Source organism: Lentzea alba, from assembly GCF_047445655.1.
Taxonomy (GTDB): Bacteria; Actinomycetota; Actinomycetes; order Mycobacteriales; family Pseudonocardiaceae; genus Lentzea; species Lentzea alba_A.
Genome location: NZ_JAJAEG010000020.1, coordinates 128,221 through 148,357 on the forward strand (window position 1 = coordinate 128,221; position 20,137 = coordinate 148,357).

The 20,137-nt window shown below is 68.6% G+C and carries 22 protein-coding genes; 4 read left to right on the forward strand and 18 right to left on the reverse strand.

Annotated features, from left to right (window positions below; all coding sequences use genetic code 11):
* Positions 1-61: 61 nt before the first annotated feature.
* Positions 62-1,411 carry an acyl-CoA synthetase gene (locus tag LFM09_RS30875; protein WP_414100087.1) on the forward strand — a complete coding sequence of 450 codons (1,350 nt, stop codon included), beginning with the start codon at positions 62-64 and terminating at the stop codon, positions 1,409-1,411.
* A 55-nt stretch (positions 1,412-1,466) separates the two neighbouring features.
* On the opposite strand, the gene LFM09_RS30880 is transcribed toward LFM09_RS30875, so the two are convergent.
* The 6 genes from LFM09_RS30880 to glmS form a co-directional block, all read right to left on the reverse strand.
* Positions 1,467-1,808 (reverse strand): hypothetical protein, encoded by a 342-nt coding sequence (locus tag LFM09_RS30880; RefSeq protein ID WP_414100088.1) that lies wholly within the window; start codon positions 1,806-1,808, stop codon positions 1,467-1,469.
* Between the two features lie 63 nt (positions 1,809-1,871).
* On the reverse strand, positions 1,872-2,333 hold the full coding sequence (gene tsaE, locus LFM09_RS30885) for a tRNA (adenosine(37)-N6)-threonylcarbamoyltransferase complex ATPase subunit type 1 TsaE (protein WP_414100089.1): 462 nt from the start codon (positions 2,331-2,333) through the stop codon (positions 1,872-1,874).
* Positions 2,330-3,427 carry an alpha/beta fold hydrolase gene (locus tag LFM09_RS30890; RefSeq protein ID WP_414100090.1) on the reverse strand — a complete coding sequence of 366 codons (1,098 nt, stop codon included), beginning with the start codon at positions 3,425-3,427 and terminating at the stop codon, positions 2,330-2,332. The genes tsaE and LFM09_RS30890 overlap by 4 nt, the downstream gene beginning before the upstream one ends.
* The gene (gene alr, locus LFM09_RS30895; RefSeq protein WP_414100091.1) at positions 3,424-4,509 is read right to left on the reverse strand and encodes an alanine racemase; all 1,086 of its coding nucleotides are present in this window, start codon (positions 4,507-4,509) and stop codon (positions 3,424-3,426) included. Before alr ends, LFM09_RS30890 begins: the two co-directional genes overlap by 4 nt.
* 51 nt (positions 4,510-4,560) lie before the next feature.
* The gene (locus tag LFM09_RS30900) at positions 4,561-5,934 is read right to left on the reverse strand and encodes an NAD(P)H-hydrate dehydratase (RefSeq protein WP_414100092.1); all 1,374 of its coding nucleotides are present in this window, start codon (positions 5,932-5,934) and stop codon (positions 4,561-4,563) included.
* A complete protein-coding gene (gene glmS / locus LFM09_RS30905; RefSeq protein ID WP_414100093.1) occupies positions 5,935-7,794 on the reverse strand; it encodes a glutamine--fructose-6-phosphate transaminase (isomerizing) in 1,860 nt (619 codons plus the stop codon).
* A gap of 134 nt (positions 7,795-7,928) precedes the next feature.
* On the opposite strand from glmS, the gene LFM09_RS30910 reads away from it, so the two are divergent.
* Genes LFM09_RS30910 through LFM09_RS30920 form a run of 3 tightly spaced genes read left to right on the forward strand, consistent with a single transcriptional unit; the run spans position 7,929 to position 9,972 of the window.
* A complete protein-coding gene (locus tag LFM09_RS30910) occupies positions 7,929-8,756 on the forward strand; it encodes a dienelactone hydrolase family protein (RefSeq protein WP_414100094.1) in 828 nt (275 codons plus the stop codon).
* 10 nt (positions 8,757-8,766) lie between these two features.
* Positions 8,767-9,315 (forward strand): hypothetical protein, encoded by a 549-nt coding sequence (locus tag LFM09_RS30915; protein WP_414100095.1) that lies wholly within the window; start codon positions 8,767-8,769, stop codon positions 9,313-9,315.
* Between the two features lie 9 nt (positions 9,316-9,324).
* Complete coding sequence (locus LFM09_RS30920) at positions 9,325-9,972, forward strand: hypothetical protein (protein WP_414100096.1); 648 nt, start codon at positions 9,325-9,327, stop codon at positions 9,970-9,972.
* Positions 9,973-10,020: 48 nt separating this feature from the next.
* Here the strand turns inward: LFM09_RS30920 and LFM09_RS30925 are convergent, their stop codons facing one another.
* The 12 genes from LFM09_RS30925 to LFM09_RS30980 all read right to left on the reverse strand — a co-directional run bounded on the left by LFM09_RS30925 (position 10,021) and on the right by LFM09_RS30980 (position 20,089).
* A complete protein-coding gene (locus LFM09_RS30925; protein ID WP_414100097.1) occupies positions 10,021-10,530 on the reverse strand; it encodes a hypothetical protein in 510 nt (169 codons plus the stop codon).
* Positions 10,527-13,229 carry a WXG100 family type VII secretion target gene (locus tag LFM09_RS30930; protein ID WP_414100098.1) on the reverse strand — a complete coding sequence of 901 codons (2,703 nt, stop codon included), beginning with the start codon at positions 13,227-13,229 and terminating at the stop codon, positions 10,527-10,529. The genes LFM09_RS30925 and LFM09_RS30930 overlap by 4 nt, the downstream gene beginning before the upstream one ends.
* Before the next feature lie 6 nt (positions 13,230-13,235).
* Complete coding sequence (locus tag LFM09_RS30935; RefSeq protein ID WP_414100099.1) at positions 13,236-13,541, reverse strand: type VII secretion target; 306 nt, start codon at positions 13,539-13,541, stop codon at positions 13,236-13,238.
* A gap of 147 nt (positions 13,542-13,688) precedes the next feature.
* Positions 13,689-13,976, reverse strand: coding sequence for a hypothetical protein (locus tag LFM09_RS30940; protein ID WP_414100100.1), 288 nt, complete (start codon positions 13,974-13,976; stop codon positions 13,689-13,691).
* Positions 13,977-13,982: 6 nt separating this feature from the next.
* A complete protein-coding gene (locus LFM09_RS30945) occupies positions 13,983-14,270 on the reverse strand; it encodes a hypothetical protein (RefSeq protein WP_414100101.1) in 288 nt (95 codons plus the stop codon).
* A gap of 30 nt (positions 14,271-14,300) precedes the next feature.
* Positions 14,301-15,635, reverse strand: coding sequence for a phosphoglucosamine mutase (gene glmM / locus LFM09_RS30950; RefSeq protein ID WP_414100102.1), 1,335 nt, complete (start codon positions 15,633-15,635; stop codon positions 14,301-14,303).
* A 128-nt stretch (positions 15,636-15,763) separates the two neighbouring features.
* Positions 15,764-16,321 carry a 30S ribosomal protein S9 gene (rpsI, locus tag LFM09_RS30955; RefSeq protein ID WP_414100134.1) on the reverse strand — a complete coding sequence of 186 codons (558 nt, stop codon included), beginning with the start codon at positions 16,319-16,321 and terminating at the stop codon, positions 15,764-15,766.
* 26 nt (positions 16,322-16,347) lie between these two features.
* Positions 16,348-16,791, reverse strand: coding sequence for a 50S ribosomal protein L13 (gene rplM, locus LFM09_RS30960; RefSeq protein WP_414100103.1), 444 nt, complete (start codon positions 16,789-16,791; stop codon positions 16,348-16,350).
* A 256-nt stretch (positions 16,792-17,047) separates the two neighbouring features.
* On the reverse strand, positions 17,048-17,323 hold the full coding sequence (locus LFM09_RS30965) for a WXG100 family type VII secretion target (RefSeq protein WP_414100104.1): 276 nt from the start codon (positions 17,321-17,323) through the stop codon (positions 17,048-17,050).
* A 72-nt stretch (positions 17,324-17,395) separates the two neighbouring features.
* Positions 17,396-17,701, reverse strand: a complete 306-nt coding sequence (locus LFM09_RS30970; RefSeq protein ID WP_414100105.1) for a WXG100 family type VII secretion target — start codon at positions 17,699-17,701, stop codon at positions 17,396-17,398.
* 147 nt (positions 17,702-17,848) lie between these two features.
* Positions 17,849-18,247, reverse strand: coding sequence for a hypothetical protein (locus tag LFM09_RS30975; RefSeq protein ID WP_414100106.1), 399 nt, complete (start codon positions 18,245-18,247; stop codon positions 17,849-17,851).
* Between the two features lie 18 nt (positions 18,248-18,265).
* Positions 18,266-20,089: a type VII secretion-associated protein gene (locus LFM09_RS30980; protein ID WP_414100107.1), complete on the reverse strand. Its 1,824-nt coding sequence runs from the start codon at positions 20,087-20,089 to the stop codon at positions 18,266-18,268.
* Positions 20,090-20,137 lie beyond the last annotated feature (48 nt).

Consider the following 20,137-nt stretch of genomic DNA (forward strand, 5'->3'; position numbering starts at 1 on the left):
AGTACGTGTGGCAGACCACACTTCCGATGCGTCCTCAAGGGATGGGTACGACCCTGGATTCATGTTCGCTGAACCGAGTTACCGCGAGGCCCTGCGCTTCGGTGAGAAGTCCCTGACCTACGCCGAGCTGCACCGGGCCGCGGGCACTCTGGCCGAACGGTTGCGCGGTCACACCCGCGTCGCCGTCTGGGCGACCTCCACGCTTGAAACGTGTGTCTCGGTCGTCGCGGGACTGCTCGCGGGAGTGGCGATCGTGCCGCTCAACCCCAAGATCGGCGAGCGCGAGCTGGAGCACATCCTCGGCGACAGCCAGCCTGACCTGGTTCTTCGCGACGAACCGATCATGTTCGACGAGCCGGGAACGTTCGACGAGCCTGGACCCGAGACACCCGCGCTGGTCATCTACACCTCGGGCACGACCGGGCCACCCAAAGGTGTGGTGCTGCCGCGCCGGTCGTTGACCTCGAACATCGACGCGCTGGCGAAGGCGTGGCAGTGGACGAGCGACGACGTGCTGGTGCACGGGCTGCCGTTGTTCCACGTCCACGGCTTGGGGATCGGCATCCTCGGTGCGCTGCGACTGGGCGGTTCGGTGCGGCACGTGAAGTTCTCGCCGGAAGCCATCGGCGGTGAGTTCGCGACCGGCGCCACGATGATGTTCGGCGTCCCGACGATGTACCACCGGATCGCCGAGGCCGTCGAGAACGACAGCACGCTCGCGGACCGGTTCCGGCCGGCGCGGTTGCTGGTCTCGGGATCGGCGGCGTTGCCGGCGAGCGACCACGAGCGGATCGCGAAGGCGACCGGGCAGGGCATCGTCGAGCGGTACGGGATGAGCGAGACGCTGATGAACGTCAGCGTGAGGTTCGACGGGGACCGCAGGCCCGGCGCGGTCGGGTTGCCGGTGGACGGCGTCGACGTGCGGGTGGTCGACGAGCAGGGCGACGACGTCGGCACCGGTGCGATCGGCGAGATCGAGGTGCGCGGGCCGAACCTGTTCCTGGAGTACCTGAACCGTCCTGACGCGACGGCAGAAGCGTTCCGCGACGGGTGGTTCAGGACCGGCGACATGGCGGTGCGCGATCCCGACGGCTACCTCCGCATCGTCGGGCGGCGGGCCACGGACCTCATCAAGAGCGGTGGCTACAAGATCGGCGCGGGCGAGATCGAGAACGCCCTGCTGGAGCACCCGGCGGTGGCCGAGGTGGCGGTGACCGGCGAGCCGGACGACGACCTGGGCGAGCGGATCGTGGCCTGGGTGGTGCCGGCGGGCGAAGCGCCGGAACCGTCAGCGCTCAGCGACCACGTTGCTCGACTGCTGTCGCCGCACAAGAGGCCGCGGGTGGTGCGTTACCTGGAAGCCTTGCCGCGCAACGAGATGGGCAAAGTGCTCAAGCGGGAGTTGTCCTAACAGGACTGCCGTGGGTGGCTGATGGGCTCGTTCAGCCACCCACGACGCCCCTCTATCAGCCAGCCGAGTTGCCGTTGCAGGCGACGTAGGACGGCGCGTGGTCGACCGTGAAGATCTCCAGCGGGCCGTTCCACTGCCACGGCAGCAGGCAGGCGTTGTTGGCGATGGAGATGTCCGAGCCACCGCCGGCGTGGTTGTCGTTGCACGCGGCGTAGCCGGGCGCGTGGCCCTCGTGCAGCAGCGAGAACGGGCCGTTCCACTGCCACGGGGCGGCGCACAGGTTGTCAGCGACGCTGATACCGCCGGAGCGGCCCTCGTCACCCGCGGAAGCAGGCGCGGCGGCGGCGAGCATGGCTCCACCGATGACAGCGGTCGCGAGAAGCGTCTTCTTGATCATGCGGATGTCATCGGCCCGTCACGCTCTGTCCTTAATGGACGTCACCCCATGCGTTACACATCGTCACACAGGCAGGGCACGTGAGCTCCACTCGCCGTGCGGGATCAGCTGAGCTGTGCGAACGTCGTCGATTCCGCGCTCGAGGCGGATGAGCAGATGATCTTCGCTCAGGCGTTCCGCGACGCCCTCGCCCCATTCGATCGCCACCACGGCGTCGACCAGGTCCGTGTCCAAATCAAGATCGTCTAGCTCGTCCAGGTGACCCCCGAGCCGGTATGCGTCGACGTGCACCAGCGGCACGCCACGGCCACCCTCCGCGGGCTCGTGGACGCGGGCGATGACGAACGTCGGCGAGGACACCCGGCCCTGCACGCCGAGGCCGCGCGCGAGTCCGCGCACCAGTGCCGTCTTCCCGGCGCCCAACGGCCCCGCGAGCAGCAGCAGATCGCCCGCTCGCACGACTTCACCCAGCTTGCGGCCGAACTCCTCGGTGTCCTCCACCAGGGGCAGTTCGACGGTCTTCACGCTCGCCGCCACCACTTCTTCCGACTCTCTCCGCGATCGGCCGCGCAGCGTTCGACGAGCGCGACCAGGTGGTCGTTGACCAGATCAGCCTGCTCCATCATCACCATGTGCCCGGCACCGGGGGCCCGGACGAGGGTGGCGTGCGGCATCTCCTCGGCCATCCGCTCGGCGTGCGAGAAAGGCGTGAGCTTGTCCGCGTCACCGCTCAGGATCAGCACCTCGCAGTGCCGCAGGCCCGCGAGCGCCTTGTAGCGGTCGTGCGTGCCGAGGGTCTCCAGGAACTCGGTGAGCACCTTCACCGTCGTCCCGTTGATCATCTTCTCCATCAGGTCCACAAGGGACGGAGCCACCTTGCGGTCACCGAACGCCAACGCCCGGATTCCGCTCCACGTCAGGCTTTTCGTGCCCTTGCGCACCCACTCGACGAGGCCCGGCTGCAGGCCCGCGAGACGGCCGACGCCCAGCGTCACCGGGTTGTACCGCGACAGCACGGACTTCGGCAGCCCCGCGCCGCCCACCGCACCGGCGGCCGTGCCGATCAACGCGACGCCGCGCACCCGTTCCGCGAAGAGCTCGGGCTCCTTCTCGGCGAGCGCCATGATCGTCATGCCGCCCATCGAGTGGCCGACGAGCACGAGCGGCCCGTCCGGCACGACCGAGCGGATCACCGAGTCGAGGTCGAGCGCGAGCTGGTCGATGGTGCTGTTCTCCACCGAGGACCGCCCCGACCGGCCGTGCGAGCGCTGGTCGTAGAGCACCTGGTGGACGCGCGGGTCGATCAGTTCTTCGAGGTCCCGGCGCTGGAAGTGCCAGCAGCGGCGGTCCAGCGCGAACCCGTGCACCAGCACGACGGTGATGTCGGCCTCGCCACCGTCACCGGGGTCGACCTCCTCGACGGAGATCGGCACGCCGTCGTCCGCGGCCACGGTCGACTCGCGATCGGGCCGCAGCTGGCCTAACGGCTCGTCAGCAAGGCTGTCGATGGCCTTCTTGCGTTCGTGCGACACCTTCGCGGTCTGCGCGACGGCAGCACCGGCGACGGCGGCACCTAGCGCACCGCTGACCCACCCGACGACCTTCCACACCGGCTTCACGTGTAGATCCTCCGCACCCGCGGCCGGTACATCCCGCAGACGATCTCGTAGTCGATCGTCCCGGTCAGCTCCGCCCACTCCGTCGCAGTCGGCTCCCCCCGGCGCCCGTCGCCGAACAGGACAACTTCCGCACCCTCGTCGATCGGGTCGTCTCCGCAGTCCACGACGATCTGGTCCATGCAGACACGCCCGACCACCGGGCGGCGCTTCCCGTCCAGGAGCACCTCCATCCGGCCGGAGAGTGCCCTCGGAACGCCGTCCGCGTACCCGGCCGGCACCAGTGCCAGCGTCGTGTCCTTCTGCGCGGTCCATGTCATCCCGTAGGAGACCGACTCGCCGGCGGGGATACGTTTCGTGAGCGCCACGTGCGACCGGTAGCTCATGACCGGCCTGAGGTCGTGGTCGGTCGGCACGGGGTTCAGCCCGTAGATCGCGATGCCGGGCCTGACGATGTCGAAGTGCAGGTCGGGCCTGGTCAGCAAAGCCGCGGAGTTCGCGATGTGCCGCAACGGGTTGAGCCCGTGCGACTTGGCGACCTCGTACGCGTCGTCGAACCGCTTGGCCTGCAGGTCGACCGACGGGTGGCCGATCTCGTCCGCGCAGGCGAGGTGCGACCAGATGGCGACGACCTCGTGCTTCTTGGCCTGCTCGACGAGTTCCGGCCAGTCCTGCGGCTGGCAGCCGTTGCGGCTCAGGCCGGTGTCGATCTTCAGGTGCAGCCGCGGGCGGGCGTCCGCCTCCTCGGCGGCCTGTTCGACCCGGCGCAGGTCGGAGAGCGACGACACCGACAGGTCCACATCGGCCGCGATGCCGGCGGCCAGGTCCTCGTCCGGGGCGTCGAGCCAGGCCAGGATCGGTGCGCGGATGCCTGCTTGGCGCAACGCCAGGGCTTCCTGCGTGGAGCACGAGCCGAGCCAGCTTGCGCCGGCTTCCAGGGCCGCTCGCGCCACCTCGACCGCGCCGTGGCCGTAGCCGTCCGCCTTGACGACGGCCATGGTCTCCGAGGACGGAGCAAGACCGGCTAGCAGTGCGACGTTGTGCCGCAACGCACCGAGGTCGACTACCACTTCTGAACGGGCCATAACCTGTTCATCGTGCCATGAGTTCGCAGCTCACCAGGTGTGAGCGAGCGCTCAGAGCTTTCTGATCGCGTCCGGAATCGCGCTCATCAGCCCCGAAGCGGGCACAGGCGCACCGTCGGCCCCCAACTCCGCCGCCAGAACGTGCAGATAGGCCGCGTGTCCCGCAGCCAGGAACGGGTCCACACCCCCGGCCAGCAGCGCACCGATGATGCCCGACAGGACGTCGCCTGAACCCGCCGTCGCGGGCCACGACGACGTCGCCGAGTTGACCAGCGCCCGTCCGTCCGGAGCCGCCACCACGGTCCGATGGCCCTTCAGCAGCACCACGGCGTTGAAGCGCTGAGCGGCCTTGCGCGCCGCCGCAACGCGATCCGCGCCCACCGGCCCGGCCAGCCGTTCGAACTCCCTGTCGTGCGGTGTGAGGACCAGCGGAGCGTCAGGATCGCGGGCGTCCCACAGTTCCGGGTGCTGGGCGAGCAACGTGATCGCGTCCGCGTCGGCGATCACCGGCACCCCGGCGTCCAGCACGAACCGCAGCACCTCGGCGGAGGAGCTTCCCGTTCCCATGCCGGGACCGACCACCCAGGCCTGCACGCGGCCCGCGTCCGTGATCGAACCCGTGCAGATCGTCTCGGGCCACCGCGCCCGGATCGCGTCGGCGGCGGGACCGGCGTACCGGACCATGCCCGACGTGGCCAGCACGGCGGCGCCGGTGGAAAGCACTGCGGCGCCTGGATAAGTGGCGCTGCCCGCCGCCACACCCGTGACGCCCTGGGTGTACTTGTCGTCGGACGGCCCCGGCACCGGCCAGGCGATGTCCGCCCGGTCCAGCAGCACGAAGTCCGGATCCGTTGGCCGCAAACCGATGTCGACCAGGTGCACCTCGCCGCAGTCGGCCAGCGCGTGCACCGGCTTCAGGCAGCCGAACGTCACCGTGGTGTGCGCCGAGACGTGCGGTCCGGAGATCTCACCGGTGTCCGGGTCGATACCGCTGGGCAGGTCCACGGCCAGGATCGGAGCCGTCACGGTCTCGACCAGAGCGGCGGCGTCCGGACGGAGCGGACCACGTGCGGACAGGCCGACGATGCCGTCGATCACCAGGTCGGGGTTGCCGACCTCGTCGACGATCCGGCCGCCGGCACGACGGAAGGCTTGCAGCCCTTCGGTGTGGGCCTTGGCCGGGTTGAGCAGCACGGCGGAGACCGCGACACCGCGGCGGCGCAGGAAGTAGCCGGCCCACAGGGCGTCGCCGCCGTTGTTGCCCGCACCCACGAGCAACGTGACACGGCGGCGGCCCTGCAAGAGCCTGAGGGCGTGGGTGGCCACACCGAACGCGGCTTTTCGCATCAACGAGCCCGGCGGTACCACCGCCATGAGCTCTTCTTCAGCGGACTTGACGCGTTCGGTGTGCCAGACGCCTCTCACTCACTCGACGGTAACGGACTTCGCCAGGTTGCGAGGCTTGTCCACGTCGTAGCCGCGGGCGGACGCGATCTCGGCGGCCAGCACCTGCAACGGGATCGTCGAGATGAGCGGCTGCAGCAGCGTCGGGACGGCCGGGATCTCGATCAGGTGGTCGGCGAACGGACGGACCGTCTCGTCGCCCTCCTCCGCGATCACGATCGTGCGGGCGCCACGGGCCTGGATCTCGCTGATGTTCGACACCAGCTTCGAGTGCAGGACGGCGCGGCCCTTCGGCGAGGGCATGACCACGACGACCGGGAGGTCCTTCTCGATCAGCGCGATCGGGCCGTGCTTGAGCTCGCCGGCCGCGAAGCCCTCGGCGTGCATGTAGGCGAGCTCCTTGAGCTTGAGCGCGCCCTCCAGGGCCACCGGGTAGCCGACGTGGCGGCCGAGGAACAGCACGGCCTTCGAGTCGGCGAGCTCGCGGCCCAGCGCCTTGACCTGGTCGATGGTGCCGAGCACGCGCCGCACGGCCTCGGGCATGGCCTCCAGCTCGTGGAACTCGCGGGCGACCTCGTCCGGGTACTTGGTGCCGCGGGCCTGCGCCAGGGCCAGACCCACCAGGTAGTTCGCGGCGATCTGCGCGAGGAACGCCTTCGTCGACGCGACACCGATCTCCGGGCCGGCGTGCGTGTAGAGCACGGCGTCGGACTCACGCGGGATCTGCGCGCCGTTCGTGTTGCAGACGGCCAGAACCCGGGCCTTCTGCGCACGGGCGTGGCGCACGGCCTCCAGCGTGTCCGCGGTCTCGCCGGACTGCGACACGGCGACGACGAGCGTGTCGCGGTCGAGCACCGGGTCGCGGTAGCGGAACTCGGAGGCCAGCTCGACCTCGACGGGCAGGCGGGTCCAGTGCTCGATCGCGTACTTCGCGACGAGACCGGAGTGGTAGGCGGAACCACAGGCGATGACGAAGACCTTGTCGACGTCACGCAGGTCCTGGTCGGACAGTCGCTGCTCGTCGAGGACGATCCGGCCGTTCGCGAAGTGGCCGCGCAGCGTGTTCGCCAGCGCCTCCGGCTGCTCCTCGATCTCCTTGAGCATGAAGTACTCGTGGCCGCCCTTCTCGGCGGCGCTGAGGTCCCAGTTGACCGTGAACGGCTTGGCCTCGGCGGGCTCGCCGGCGAAGTCGGTGACCTCGTACCCGTCGCGGGTCAGCACGACCATCTGGTCCTGGCCCAGCTCGACGGCTTCCTTGGTGTGCGCGATGAACGCGGCGACGTCGCTCGCGACGAAGTACTCGTTCTCACCGACGCCGACGACCAGCGGGGAGTTGCGGCGCGCGGCGACGACCGTGTCCGGCTCGTCGGCGTGCGTGAAGACGAGCGTGAACGCGCCCTCGAGGCGGTTCACGATCTTGCGCACGCTGGCGACCAGGTCGCCCTTCGTGTCGCCGTCGTTGTAGGCGAAGGACACGAGGTGCGCGACCGTCTCGGTGTCGGTGTCGGACGTCATCTCGACGCCGAGACCCTCGAGCTCGGCGCGCAACGCCAGGAAGTTCTCGATGATGCCGTTGTGCACCACGGCGACGCGGTTCGTCGCGTCGCGATGCGGGTGCGAGTTGCGGTCGATCGGCGCGCCGTGCGTCGCCCACCGCGTGTGGCCCATGCCGACGGTGCCCGCGAAGTTGTCGCGGCCCACCTCGTCGAGCCTCGTCTCCAGGTTCTGCAGCCGCCCCGCTTTGCGTTCGACGGCGAGTTCTTCACCTGTGACGACCGCGACGCCTGCCGAGTCGTAACCCCGGTACTCGAGCCGCCTCAGCCCGTCCAGCACGACGTCGAGCGCCGACTGGTGACCCACGTATCCCACGATTCCGCACACGGGAAACAGGGTAGCTAGACCACGCCGCTAACCCTAATGAGTGAGGGCGCTCCGTTTGCGCAGGTCAAAGCCTCATGTGGTGTAGACCAATCTCGGGTGTGGTGTGCGCGACAGGATCGACTACGGTTCAGCACATGGCTCGCCGCGTGATCACGCTGACCGCGAAACAGGCTCTGGAGCAGCTCAGCAGGCCCGGCCCGCACGAGGTGCTGCGCGGCGACCTGGCGCTCGTCGGCCTGCCGGGAGTGATCTTCACGCCGTCCGCCGGCCTGGGTCTGCCCGCCGTCGCGTTCGGACACGGCTGGATGCAGCCCGTTCGCCGCTACCACGGGCTTTTGCGCCACCTGGCGTCCTGGGGCGTGGTCGCCGCCGCGCCTGCCGTGGAACGCGGACCGCTGCTGTCGTCACGCGTGCTGGCGGCGAACCTCCTGACCACTTTGGACATCTGCACCGGCGTGCGGCTGGGCTCCGGCGAGATCAGCGTGGATCCCGCACGGGTGGCGCTGGCGGGCCACTCGATGGGCGGCGGCGCGGCCGTGCTGGCGGCTTCGGAGGCCTCACGGGTTCGAGCCGTTGTGACGTTGGCCGCAACGGAGACGCGTCCCTCGGCGCTGGACGCCGCGCGCTCGGTCCGGGTGCCGGGCCTGCACCTCGCGGCCGGCGAGGACCGCATCGCGCCACCCGTCGGGCACTCCGAGGCGATCGCGCAGGCCTGGGGCGGTCCGGTGCAGTTCCGGCTGCTGCCCAAGGCCTCGCACCTCGGGTTCACCGAGGGCCGGCACTGGAGCGAGCTCATGCTCGACGGCCGGGGCGAGCGGGGCTCGCAGAAGCTCGGCCGGGCGTTCGTGACGGCGTTCCTGCTGCGGGTGCTGACCGGTGAGCGCATGTACGACGAGCTGCTCGACAGTGACCTGAAGAACGCGAACCTCGTCTTCCAGCGGGAAGCGCTGCGTCAGCGCTAGGTTGCTCGGTGTGATGCCGAACCAGGGCTTTCCGCCCCAGCCAGGACAGTTCCAGGGACCTCCGCCGGACAACAAGGGCATGCGCATCGGCCTCGTCGTGGTGGTCGGGGTCCTCGCGCTGGCGTGCAGTGGCGGCGTTGTCGTCAAGGCCGTCGACCGCCTGCTCGCCGGCATCGACAAGGGCGACTTCCTGCGCATCGCCGTGGGCGGCACGCTCGCGATCGGTGCGCTGACGTTGCTCGTGGGCGCCCTGATGGTCGCGATCGGTGTGGCCGCGAGCAGGTTCGTCGTGGGAGCCGCCGCCGCGCTGTACCTGATCGCGTTCCTGCTGAGGTCGATCGACGGCGCGTTCGACGGCGAGCTGCTGGCCGCGCTGGTCGGTGTGCTGATCGCGGCCGGGATCACCTGGTCGCCTCCGCTGGCCGCCCACTTCAAGGTTCGCCAGACCGCGCCGCAGCAGCCGGGATGGGGACCGCCGCCTGGCCACGGTCATCAACAGATGCCGCAGCAGTACGGTCCTGGGCCACAGCAGGGCTACGGCCCGCCGCGCACCCGCTAGGTTGCTGTCGTGATGCCGAATCAGGGTTGGCAGCAGAACCAACCACCACAGCAGCAGTGGGGCCCTCCGCCGCCTCAGCAGCCCAGGGGCGGCAGCTTCGTGATGGCGATCATCGTCGCCGTCGGCGCGCTCGGGGTAGCCCTGTTCTGGGCAATCCTCGGGGTGAAGGAACTGCTCACCGAGGACATGCACGAAGTCGACCCGGAAGGCATCGCGATCCGACTCGCGAAGGTCGGCGGCAACGGCGATCTGCTCACGCCGCTCAGCATCGCGGGCAACGTGCTGGACCTGATCACGGCGGCGGCCCTCGTGGTCGGCGCATTGCTGATCCTGTTGCGGAAGCTGCCGGGCGCCTTCCTCGTCGCGGGATCTGTCGTGGTGGCGATCCTCGCCGCCGTCTGCCGCATCGTCTACTACATGCAGCTCGACTGGAGCGCGCCCAGCGAGTCGTTCATCGCGGCCGTGCTCACGTTGATCGTCGGAGTGCCGGCGATCCTGCCGCCTGTGACCAAAGCGCTGAAGCCCGCCGCGCAGCCGCAGTTCGGCCACCCGCAGGGCGGGTATCACCCACCGCAGCAGTTCCCTCCGCAGGGACCGCCACCCGGCTACGGGCCTCCACAGGGTCCTCCGCCGCCCGGCTACGGGCCGCCGCGCTGACCAACTGAGAACGCCCCCAGGTCCTCGGACCTGGGGGCGTTCTTCGCGTCAGGACAACCAGCTCTGGTTGCTCAGGTCGTCGTCATCGTCGACGGCCGGGCGCTGCGACCGCCGAGGCGGCGGAGGCTGGCGGACCGGCGGCGGAGGCGGCACCGGCGGTTGCTGGACGGCAGGCGGCTGGTGAACAGGCTGCGGCGCCTCGTTCGACCCGCCCACGAAGCCCTCGGACTGCTTGCGCAGGTCCATCGCCCGCCATTCCTTCGCGATCTGCTCGACCTCCTCGTCGAGCTCGGACTTCGCGATGGCCGTGTCGTCGTCGAGGCCGAAGGAGAGTTCCTTGTTGAGGTTCTTCTGCTGGCCGTCGCCACGCTGTGCCTTTGCCATCTCGCGAAGGCGAGCGGCGAGCGCCTGCTTGTGGCCGGCGAACTTGTCGTGGCTCTCCTGAGTCTGCTTGGTCGACTCGTCGAACTTGTGCTTGGCCTCGGCCATCCGCGAGGAGTGCTCGGACTGGATGCCAGAGAGCTTCGCCTTGAACGCGGCGAGATCGAGATCGCTCACCACTGACCACCCCGGTTGCCGTCATCGCCGCTGAGCACGCCCTGGGCGCCGCTCAGCGGGTTGTTGTTGTCCTCGTCGAACAGCGAACCGGTGGTGCGCCACTGGCTCGCGCCGCGCTCGGTGTCACCGCCCTGCTGACCACCGGCGCCGGCACCACCACCCATCATGCCGCCACCGCCCATCATCCCGCCGCCGCCCATCATCCCGCCGGACTGAGCACCGGACGTGGGCTGGCCGTGCGCGTCCTGCATGGTAGGCAGGTTCGCCGAACCCGCCTGGCCGGCTTCGGAGGCGTTCGTGTTGAACGAGCCGTTGTCGCCCTGGGACGGCGCGCTCCACGCGCTGTCCGCAGACGAGCCACCCAGCACGGACTCGCTGGACGAACCACCGCCGGTGAACGAGACACCGGACGTCGTCGTGCTGTCCGAGGCCGCGGTCTGCGCGTACAGCGGGCCCTCGCTGGGGATCCGCGGCTCGCCGACGTTCGGCATGATGCCGTTGTCCTCGATGTAGCTGCGGCCCATCGACTCCTGGAAGCGCTCGCCGATGTTCGGCGTGGCCTCCTGGCCCGGCGGGCTCCAGGGGTTCTCGCCCGGCGCGGGCATGGCCTGGAACTCGCCCTGCGCGGGTGCGGGCATCGTCTGGAAGTCGCCCTCGACCCGCTGCGGGAAGTCCTGCTCCGGGATGTTCAGCGGCTGGTCGATGCCCAGATCCCCGCTGATGCCACCGGAACCGCCGGAGCCGGCGCCGGAGAGGCCGGTGTCCGCGGCGGGGTTGTCGTCCTCGCCGAAGCCCACGCCGATCTGGTCGGGCGTGCCGTCGCCGTTGTCCGCGGTCAGGTTGATCTCGCCGGTCTGCGCGTTCACCTCGGCGGTGAAGTTGACGCCGTCCTGCTCGATGTGGATCTTGCCGTCGGCGCCGACCTCGACCGGGATCGGGTTCGACTCCGAGCCCATCGGACCGGCGGTGGGCGGTGCGCCGCCACCGGGCGTCGGCGTGCCACCCGTCGTCGGGGCGGGTGCGCCGGGCGCCTGCGAACCCTGGGTGGGCGTGCCGGTGAGCGAGTTGGCCATGTTCGTGATGGCCTGCGTGCCGTTCTGGCCCATCAGCGCCTTGGCGGCCTCGGGGTTCTTGCTGAAGTCCAGGTCGTAGGTCTTCGGCTCGCCCTTCGGCGTGTCGATCGTCATCTTCACGTGCCCGTTCGAGTCGGGCTCCGTGACCTTGATCGTGTTGTCGCCGGCCTTGACCGTGACGGTCTCGAGCTTCTCCTCCGGCTTGGGCTGGTCCGGCTTGCCGTCGCCGTCCGCGTCGTCCTTCTTGCCGTCACCGTCGAGGTCGTCGATCTTGCCGTCGCCGTCGGTGTCACCGGGGATGTCCGGCTTGCCGTCGCCGTTCTTGTCGAGCGGGTTCTCCGGCTTCGGGATCTCCGGCATGCCACCGCCGCCGCCGCCGCCGCCACCCGACGGGCCACCGCCACCGCCGCCACCACCGGGCGGCGTGTTCTTGCCGCCGCCACCACCGGTGCCGTCACCCGGCTTGTCGGCGGGCTTCTCCTCCTTGGCGGGGTCGAACGGCTTGGTGTTGATCTTGTCGATCTCGGCGCCGAGCACGTTCCACGCGTCGTCGACGGCCTTCTTCGTGTCCTTGCAGAGCTTCTCGAAGTTCGTGAACTTCGTGTCGACATCGGTGTGGAAGGTGCCGTTCAGCCACTGGCGGCAGCCCTTGGTGACCTCGCCCTTCCACTTGTCGCCGTCGCACGCCTCGTCGTCGATCTGGATGCCGACGTGACCGGCCGCGCGTTTGAGCAGGCCCTCGTCCTGGCTGTCCGCAGCCTGGATGATCTCGCGGATCTGCGCCGGGGTCTTGCCCGCGATGTCGAAGGGACTGCCCACGCCGTTCAGCACGGCGTTCGCCTTGTCGTTCACCAGCTGCGAGACCGTGTGGCACGCCGCACGCGTCGCGTCGGCGATGTGGTTGATGCCGTCCGCGACGGCGGCGCCCTTCTTCGAGAAGTCGGCGACATAGGCGCGCGAGTTGTCGGCGGCCTTTCCGTCCCAAGTGGACCAGAGCTTGCCCATCGACTTCTCGGAGTCGGCTTGCTGAGTGCGCAGATCGGTGGAGATCTGCCGCATCTCCTTGATGTCTTCGTCGATCTTGTGGAAGTCGATGTCGCGCTGCTCGTCGTAGAGCGTCTTGACGTTCTTGAAGTCGGTGTTGAAGGTCCCGGGGACGAGGTAGGCCGCCTTCGCCTCCTGGTAAACCGGGAGGAAGTTCTCGAAGTACTTGAGACCGGGCTCGCCCGCGTCCATCAGGAAGTTCGAGTTGCCGACGCCCGCACCGCCGTCGGCCGCACGCTGCTCGGACTGGTCCAGCGTGTTCTGGCCGCCCTGCTTGGCCTTGTTGTGGTCGTCGATCTTCTTCTGACCGGCGTCACCGGACTTCTTCGCGATGTCGTAGGCGTTGTTCAGCCGGTCTTCCGAGCTGTCCGCCCACGGCATGGCGTCCTTGGTGGCCTGCCACTGACCATCTCCCCAGGAGATGTCGTAGTTGTCGAGGTAGACCTCGAGCTCGTCGTTGTGCGTGCCGAACGCGTTGTCTTTGGACTCGTTGGCGTAGTAGGCCTCGAGCAGGGCCTTCTTCTGGTCGGGCGGGACTTCGGGGTTGTCGCAGAGCTTCTTGACTTCTTCCCAGCTGGGCATCCGCGACTACCTTCCCTGCTTGTTCATCTTGACGGCGTTGGCCTCTTCGGACCACGCGTAGCCGTTCGCGGACTCGCGCAGCTTGTCCGAAAGGCCCTTCATCGCCGCGGAGTAGGCAGCGATCGCCTCGCCCAGCTTCGGCAGGCCGGCTTTGTACTTGGCGCCACCGGCGGTGTGCGCGCGACCGAAATCCTTCTCGGACACGGCACTGGCGGTGATCTTGGCCTTGTAGTTCTCGATCTCGGTCGCGATGCCCTGAATGGTCGTCGCGGACGACATCATCTCGCCGGCGTTCGCCTGATAGCCAGACATGTGCTCCTGCCTCCCCTTGTCCCCGATCTGACGCAGTTCGGCTCAGCGGGGTTCCGCCATACAGTGCCAGCTCAGGTCACACGCCGACCGGAGCTCTGTGATGTCGGTTGCCTTAGTAAACAGCCATTCGGCGGCACCCGCCGATGATCACCACTGATTGGGTGGCGGCGGCTGTTGACCAGGTGGTTGCTGTGGCCACTGCTGACCGGGCGGTGGCTGCTGAGGCCACTGCTGCCCCGGAGTAGGACCCTGCGGAGGCCACTGCTGGCCGGGTGGCGGGCCCTGCGCCGGGTACGGGCCTCCTGGAGGAGGCGGGTAGCCCTGGTGCGGCGGGTACGGCGGCTTGTTCCGCCGGGAGGTCACGACCGCGACCACGACAACGCCGATGGCCAGCACGAACAGGATGATCAGCAGCTCGAGTGGGCCGATGTTCACCACCTGTTACCAGCCGTTCTGCGCGGGAGGCTGCTGGCCTGGCGCCGGCTGACCCTGTGGTGGGTACGGCTGCTGCGGGTAGCCCGGTTGCTGCGGATGCCCCTGCGCTGGGTACGCCTGCTGCGGGTGACCTGGCTGCTGCGGATGACCCTGTGGCGAGCCGAACTGCTGCGGGTAGCCCTGACCGGGCGGGTACGGGGGCCGGGCGGCGTTCTTCCTCTTCGCCGAGGTGACGACCGCGATGATGACCGCCGTCACACCTCCCAGCAGCACCAGGAGGATCAGCAACATCATCATGGTCATCATCGGCCCCCGTGTCCGTCCTCAGTGCACTGAGGAAACCACACCCGCGAGTCGTTGCGCCGCCGACTCCGCCTGTTCGTGACTGGTGGCCTCGACCATCACCCGCACGAGCTGCTCGGTGCCGGACGGGCGCAGCAGCACGCGGCCGGTCTCGCCCAGCTCGGCCTCGACGGCGGCGACGGCCTCGCTGACCGAGGCGGCCTTGGCGACCGCGGCCTTGTCGGAGACCTTCACGTTGATCAGGACCTGCGGCAGGCGGCGCATCACCGAGGCGAGGTCGGCGAGCGACTTGCCGGTCTCGGCCATGCGGGCCATCAGGCGCAGCGCGGTGAGCAGGCCGTCGCCGGTGGTGGCGTGCGCGGGCAGCACGACGTGGCCGGACTGCTCGCCGCCGAGCGAGTAGCCGCCGGCCTTGAGGTCCTGCAGCACGTAGCGGTCGCCGACGGCGGTGGTGCGCAGCTGGATCTTGGCTTCCTTCATGGCGATGTGCAGGCCGAGGTTGCTCATCACCGTGGCGACGAGCGTGTCCTCGTACAGCTCACCGGCGTCGCGCATGGCGAGCGCGAGAACCGCGAGGATCTGGTCGCCGTCGACGGGGTTGCCCTCGGCGTCCACGGCCAGGCAGCGGTCGGCGTCACCGTCGTGCGCGATGCCGAGGTCGGCACCGTGCTCGCGGACCGCCGCCGCGACGACGTCGATGTGGGTCGAGCCACAGCCGTCGTTGATGTTGAGGCCGTCCGGGGTCGCGTTGATCGCGATGACCTCGGCGCCGGCGCGGCGGTAGGCGTCCGGTGCGGCCACCGACGCGGCACCGTTCGCGCAGTCCACCACGACCTTGAGGCCGTCGAGGCGGTGCGGCGTGACCTTGAGCAGGTGCTCGACGTACTGGGTCTCGGCATCGGGGACGTCGCGCACCCGGCCGATGGAGGCACCGGTCGGGCGGTCGAAGCCCGTGCCCATGTGCTGTTCGATCTCGTCCTCGACCTCGTCGGGCAGCTTGTGGCCGCCGGCGGCGAAGAGCTTGATCCCGTTGTCCGGCATCGCGTTGTGCGAGGCCGAGATCATCACGCCGATGTCGGCGCCGAGCGCGGACACGAGGTGGGCGACGGCGGGTGTGGGCAGCGCGCCGACGCGCAGCACGTCCGCACCGGCCGAGGTGAGGCCCGCGGTGACGGCGGCGTCGAGCATCTCGCTGCTCGCCCTGGGGTCGCGGCCGACGACGGCGACCGGGCGGTGGGAACGGTCGTGCTCGGCGAGCACGCGTGCCGCTGCGGCGGCGACGGACATCGCGAGCTCGGGGGTGAGATCGGCGTTGGCGAGACCACGCACTCCGTCGGTGCCGAACAGGCGGGCCATGAATCCTCCGAAATGGACACTGCAAGGCGGCGGGGACAGACCCGGAAAACCCAGAAGGCCTTGAAACACTGCGGGAGCAGCAGTTCGTGTTGAACTGCTGCTCCCGCAGGTACAGCTGGTGCGTTAGATCAACGCTTGGAGTACTGAGGCGCCTTGCGGGCCTTCTTCAGACCGTACTTCTTGCGCTCCTTGACCCTCGGGTCACGGGTGAGGAAGCCGGCCTTCTTCAGGGCCGGGCGGTCCTCGGAGTCGACAGCGATCAGCGCACGCGCGATGGCGAGACGCAGCGCACCGGCCTGGCCGGTGATGCCGCCGCCACGCAGGTTGGCGATCACGTCGAAGGTCTCGGGCTTCTCGGTGGTGACGAGCGGCTCCTTGATGAGCTGCTGGTGCACCTTGTTCGGGAAGTAGTCCTCGAGGGCCTTGCCGTTCAGCGTGAACTTGCCGGTGCCGGGCACGAGGCGGACGCGAACGACGGCCTCCTTGCGGCGGCCGACGGTCTGCGCGAGGTGCGCGGCGCCGTTCAGCGAAGGAGCGACGACCACCGGCGCGGAAGCTTCTTCCTCGACGACCTCGGCCTCAGCGGCCTCGGCCTCGGGAGCAGCCTCGACGACCTCGGCCTCGACAACCTCAGCCTCGACCGCGGGGGTCTCGACCTCAGGGGTCTCGTTCTCAGGGGTGGTCACAGGAACTTCCTCGATGTTCTCGTCGCTCACTGGGCGATCTTCTTGATCTCGAAGGCCTGCGGCTGCTGCGCCGCGTGCGGGTGGTTCGGTCCGCTGTAGACCTTCAGCTTGTTCGCGATCTGACGGCCAAGGCGGTTCTTGGGCAGCATGCCCTTGATCGCCTTCTCCACCAGGCGGTCCGGACGCGTGTCCAGAACCTCGCCGAAGGACTGCTTGCGCAGACCACCGGGGAAGCCGGAGTGGCGGTACTGGAACGCCTGGTCGCGCTTCGAGCCGGTCAGAGCGACCTTGTCAGCGTTGATGATGACCACGAAGTCACCAGTGTCAACGTGAGGCGCATAGGTCGGCTTGTGCTTGCCGCGCAGCAGCGTCGCGGCCTGGGTGGCGAGCCGGCCGAGCACCACGTCCTGGGCGTCGATCACGTGCCAGGTGCGGGTCACCTCACCGGGCTTCGGGCTGTACGTGCGCACGGATCTACCTCGTCGTCACTTGCGTCTGGGGTCACTGCGGCGGTTGCCCCAGACCGATCTTGGACGAACCAAGCGGTGGTTCCGAGACAGGCGCGGCACACACGGGCGCCAGCTACCGCACAACAACGTAAGAAGATACCGGATGGGTGGTGCCGGGACCAAAACGGCCCCTCCAACGCACCTTCCTCCGGACGTACGCGAGCCCCGGACCACGTGGTTCCGGGGCTCGCGAGGGTCTAGCTCAGCCGCTGCGGACTTACCAGCGGCCCTCGTTCTTCTTCTCAGCGGCCTGGTACGCCTCGCCGGCCTGCTGCACGGCGGTACCGATGGCGGCCATGACCGACTGCAGGTCGGCGGCGGCCTGGGCCCACTTTTCCTGCGCTTGCTGGTAGGCGCCCGAGTTGGAACCTTCCCACTGAGCGAGAGTCTTGGTGACCTGGTCCTTCAGGTCACTCAACTGCTGGTCGACCTGCGACGCGCCGCTGCTGATCTCCGCGGCCGCGGCCGCGATCTCGCCGAAACCAACCCTCATGTGTCCAGCCATTGTGAATCTCCCCTAGAAGTTCTTGAAAGCGAGTAAACGGAGTCGAATGCGGAAGCGAGATCAGAGCCGGTTGGACAGGCTGCCGATGTTCTGGTTCTGCGCCTCTTCCTCGGCTGAGTAGGTCTTCGACGACTCGGAGATCTGCTCGGCGATGCTGCGCAGCGCCTCCTGCACCTTCGCCGCGTCCTCGTCCAGCCGCATCATGAGGTTCTGGAAGGCGGTACCCGCCTGCCCCTGCCAGTTGGCCTGCACGGTTTCCGCGGCACCGCGCACCCGGCGGAGCGTGCCCTGCGTCTGGTGGTCGATGTCCAGGATGTGCTTGGCCAGCGCGTCGAGGTCGTCGGTGCTAAGGCTAAAAGCGCCCATTGGGAGATGCCCCCTTCATAGAACTTCAGGTCGTACTTCTTGGTTCGTACGCCTCTTCCGACGAGGACCCTGCCACGTCGGTTCCACCCTGTCGCGACTTCTTTGGAAGTAGTTGCTCTAGTAAACGGCTCCGGGTGAAACCAGGAGTCAGTAGAGGATTCGCGACTGCGAAAAGTCCTCGTCATCGTCACTCACACGAGGAAGCTGACCACTCGGACCGGCGACAGCAGCGGAACCGAGAGTGGTCGACGGAACCGGTTCTGCGACCACAGGAGGCTGCGATGTAGTCAGTTCAGCTGCATCCGGCAACTGTTCGACAGGCAGTCCACGATCGGTGCGGAACCCGGACGCCGCCTCCCGCACGTCAGCGGGGGTGGCCTGAGAACCAGGCTCGACCCTGCGCTCTCGGGCCTGCGCGGCGAGTTCACGGGTGCGTTCCCGCAGCTTGGCGTTGCGTTCCCCGATCTCACCTGCGGCGCGACGGGCTCGGGTGACGGCGGCTCCGACCTCGGCGCGGAACCGGCCGAGGACCTCGGTGGCAGACATCGAAACTCCCTGACGTTGCTACGGCGACTTGATGACCAGCGTGCGGACGACCTGCTCACAGGCGGTGCGGACGCGGTCGGCCTCAGCAGCTGTCGCCTGACATCCCACGCTCACCTGGACCTTGCCGACGAACTGGATGTACCAGTCGACATCGGTACCTTCGACCACTTCGCGATAGTGAACTACAGACTTCTCCGCGAATGTGGCGTTGTCGGCGAAGTCGGTGACCTGGTCGCCACCTTCCTTGCGCTCCTCGTACTTCTTCTTCAGCTCACTCAGCGCGCGAACGCGATCCCGGCCGCTGTCGTACTCGAGAGTTTGCTCCTGCACAGCAATTCGCGCTTCCGGTGATTTGCCTTCGGAATTCTTGCGCTCAATCGGTTGCAAAAGCACCTGCCGGTCTTTTGCCGCGCCTCCGGTCTGTTCCCATCCGTCCGGGCGAGTGAAGCCGTAGTCGTACACGGCGACCTGATTGCCGGGTGGCGTTGGTTGCTGCTGCGTTTTCTCGCGGTTCAGCCAGAAGTAACCACCAGCGCCGGCTGCAGCGAGTACGACGACGACACCGAGCGCGATGAACAGCGGCGCTTTGCTCTTCTTCTTCGGCTCCGGCGCCGACTGGAACGCCATGGGGAACTGCGCGGCCGGCGGCGGGGTGATCCGCCTGGTGATCTTGCGCGTCGCGTCGTCGGTCACCCGGAGGTTGTGGGTGACGTCACCCGGACCGCCCTTCGGCGGCGTCTGGAGCGCGCCCTGTGGAGCCACGCCGCCCGTCCGCTCCGGATCGAGACTGACAGCACGCAGGGCTCCTCGGGCGACCACCGTCTCTGGTTGGTCGATGCTCGTGGGCACCACGCGGGTGTGTTCGTGCACGAGCCGCGCAACGAGTGGAATCCGACTCGACCCGCCGACCAGGAAGACTCCCGCGAGCTGTTGCGGAGCGAGACCAGCGTCTCGAACGGCGGCACCGACCAGCGCGGCCGCCCGGCTCAGCGGCGCGGTGATCAGCTGTTCGAGGTCCGAGCGCGTCACATGGGCGTCGGGGAACGGCGGTGGCATCGGCACATCTGTGTAGGCGTGCCGGGACAGCGTCTCTTTCGCGCCCCGAACGTCCTGTCTGAGGACCCGCCGCTTGCGACGGTCTGCCATCTCACGGCCTTCAACGAGCTGACGCCACGCTTCTGGGTCCTTCGCTCCGACCAGACTGCCGACGTGCTCCAGCAACGCCTGGTCGATGTCCGCCCCACCGAAGGTGGGATCGCCCTTGGTGGCGAGCACCCGGAAGCTCTTGCCTGTGCGCGTCACCACACTCGCGTCGACCGTGCCGCCGCCGAGGTCGAGCACAGCGAGAGACGCGCCATCCGGAATGGAGTGGCTCGCAGAGTGGAAGACGGCAGCGGCCACCGGCTCGGGCACGAGCACCAGCTCACGACCGAGCCCGCGGGCTGCCTGGATCAAGACGCGGGTGCGGACAGTGCCCCAGTCCGCGGGGTGGGTGAGCACGAGCAGATCAACGGGAGCGCCGCCGCCAACGCGGCGTGCCTCGCCGACCGCACGCGTGAGAACAGCGCGCACGACGTCCACTACGGGCAGCACTGAGCTGCCGAGCAGCAGCTCGCCCTCGTCGACGCGGCGCTTGGGGTGTGGCTCGTAGCGGGCAGGGTCGACCGCAGCCTGGCGCTCGGCCTCCTGACCCACGAACAAGGTCCCATCGGCGGCGGCGAAGACGGCGGACGGCACCAGCGGTTGGCCGTCGAACACGACGACCTGTGGCTCCCGGCCGTGCGCCGAAACAGCTACACAGGTGCTCGACGTGCCGAAGTCGACCGCGACGTGCAGGCTCATGCACCATCCCCTCTTTCGCGCACATGCTTACCCGATGCGGCAGGCCTG

What these genes read in the sequence shown, in the direction of transcription:
- LFM09_RS30875 (WP_414100087.1), top strand. Translation starts at nt 62, where the DNA reads ATGTTCGCTGAACCGAGTTACCGCGAGGCCCTGCGCTTCGGTGAGAAG.
- LFM09_RS30880 (WP_414100088.1), bottom strand. Translation starts at nt 1,808, where the DNA reads ATGATCAAGAAGACGCTTCTCGCGACCGCTGTCATCGGTGGAGCCATG.
- alr (WP_414100091.1), bottom strand. Translation starts at nt 4,509, where the DNA reads ATGGCCCGTTCAGAAGTGGTAGTCGACCTCGGTGCGTTGCGGCACAAC.
- LFM09_RS30910 (WP_414100094.1), top strand. Translation starts at nt 7,929, where the DNA reads ATGGCTCGCCGCGTGATCACGCTGACCGCGAAACAGGCTCTGGAGCAG.
- LFM09_RS30930 (WP_414100098.1), bottom strand. Translation starts at nt 13,229, where the DNA reads ATGCCCAGCTGGGAAGAAGTCAAGAAGCTCTGCGACAACCCCGAAGTC.
- LFM09_RS30935 (WP_414100099.1), bottom strand. Translation starts at nt 13,541, where the DNA reads ATGTCTGGCTATCAGGCGAACGCCGGCGAGATGATGTCGTCCGCGACG.
- LFM09_RS30945 (WP_414100101.1), bottom strand. Translation starts at nt 14,270, where the DNA reads ATGATGTTGCTGATCCTCCTGGTGCTGCTGGGAGGTGTGACGGCGGTC.
- glmM (WP_414100102.1), bottom strand. Translation starts at nt 15,635, where the DNA reads ATGGCCCGCCTGTTCGGCACCGACGGAGTGCGTGGTCTCGCCAACGCC.
- LFM09_RS30965 (WP_414100104.1), bottom strand. Translation starts at nt 17,323, where the DNA reads ATGAGGGTTGGTTTCGGCGAGATCGCGGCCGCGGCCGCGGAGATCAGC.
- LFM09_RS30970 (WP_414100105.1), bottom strand. Translation starts at nt 17,701, where the DNA reads ATGGGCGCTTTTAGCCTTAGCACCGACGACCTCGACGCGCTGGCCAAG.
- LFM09_RS30975 (WP_414100106.1), bottom strand. Translation starts at nt 18,247, where the DNA reads ATGTCTGCCACCGAGGTCCTCGGCCGGTTCCGCGCCGAGGTCGGAGCC.
- LFM09_RS30980 (WP_414100107.1), bottom strand. Translation starts at nt 20,089, where the DNA reads ATGAGCCTGCACGTCGCGGTCGACTTCGGCACGTCGAGCACCTGTGTA.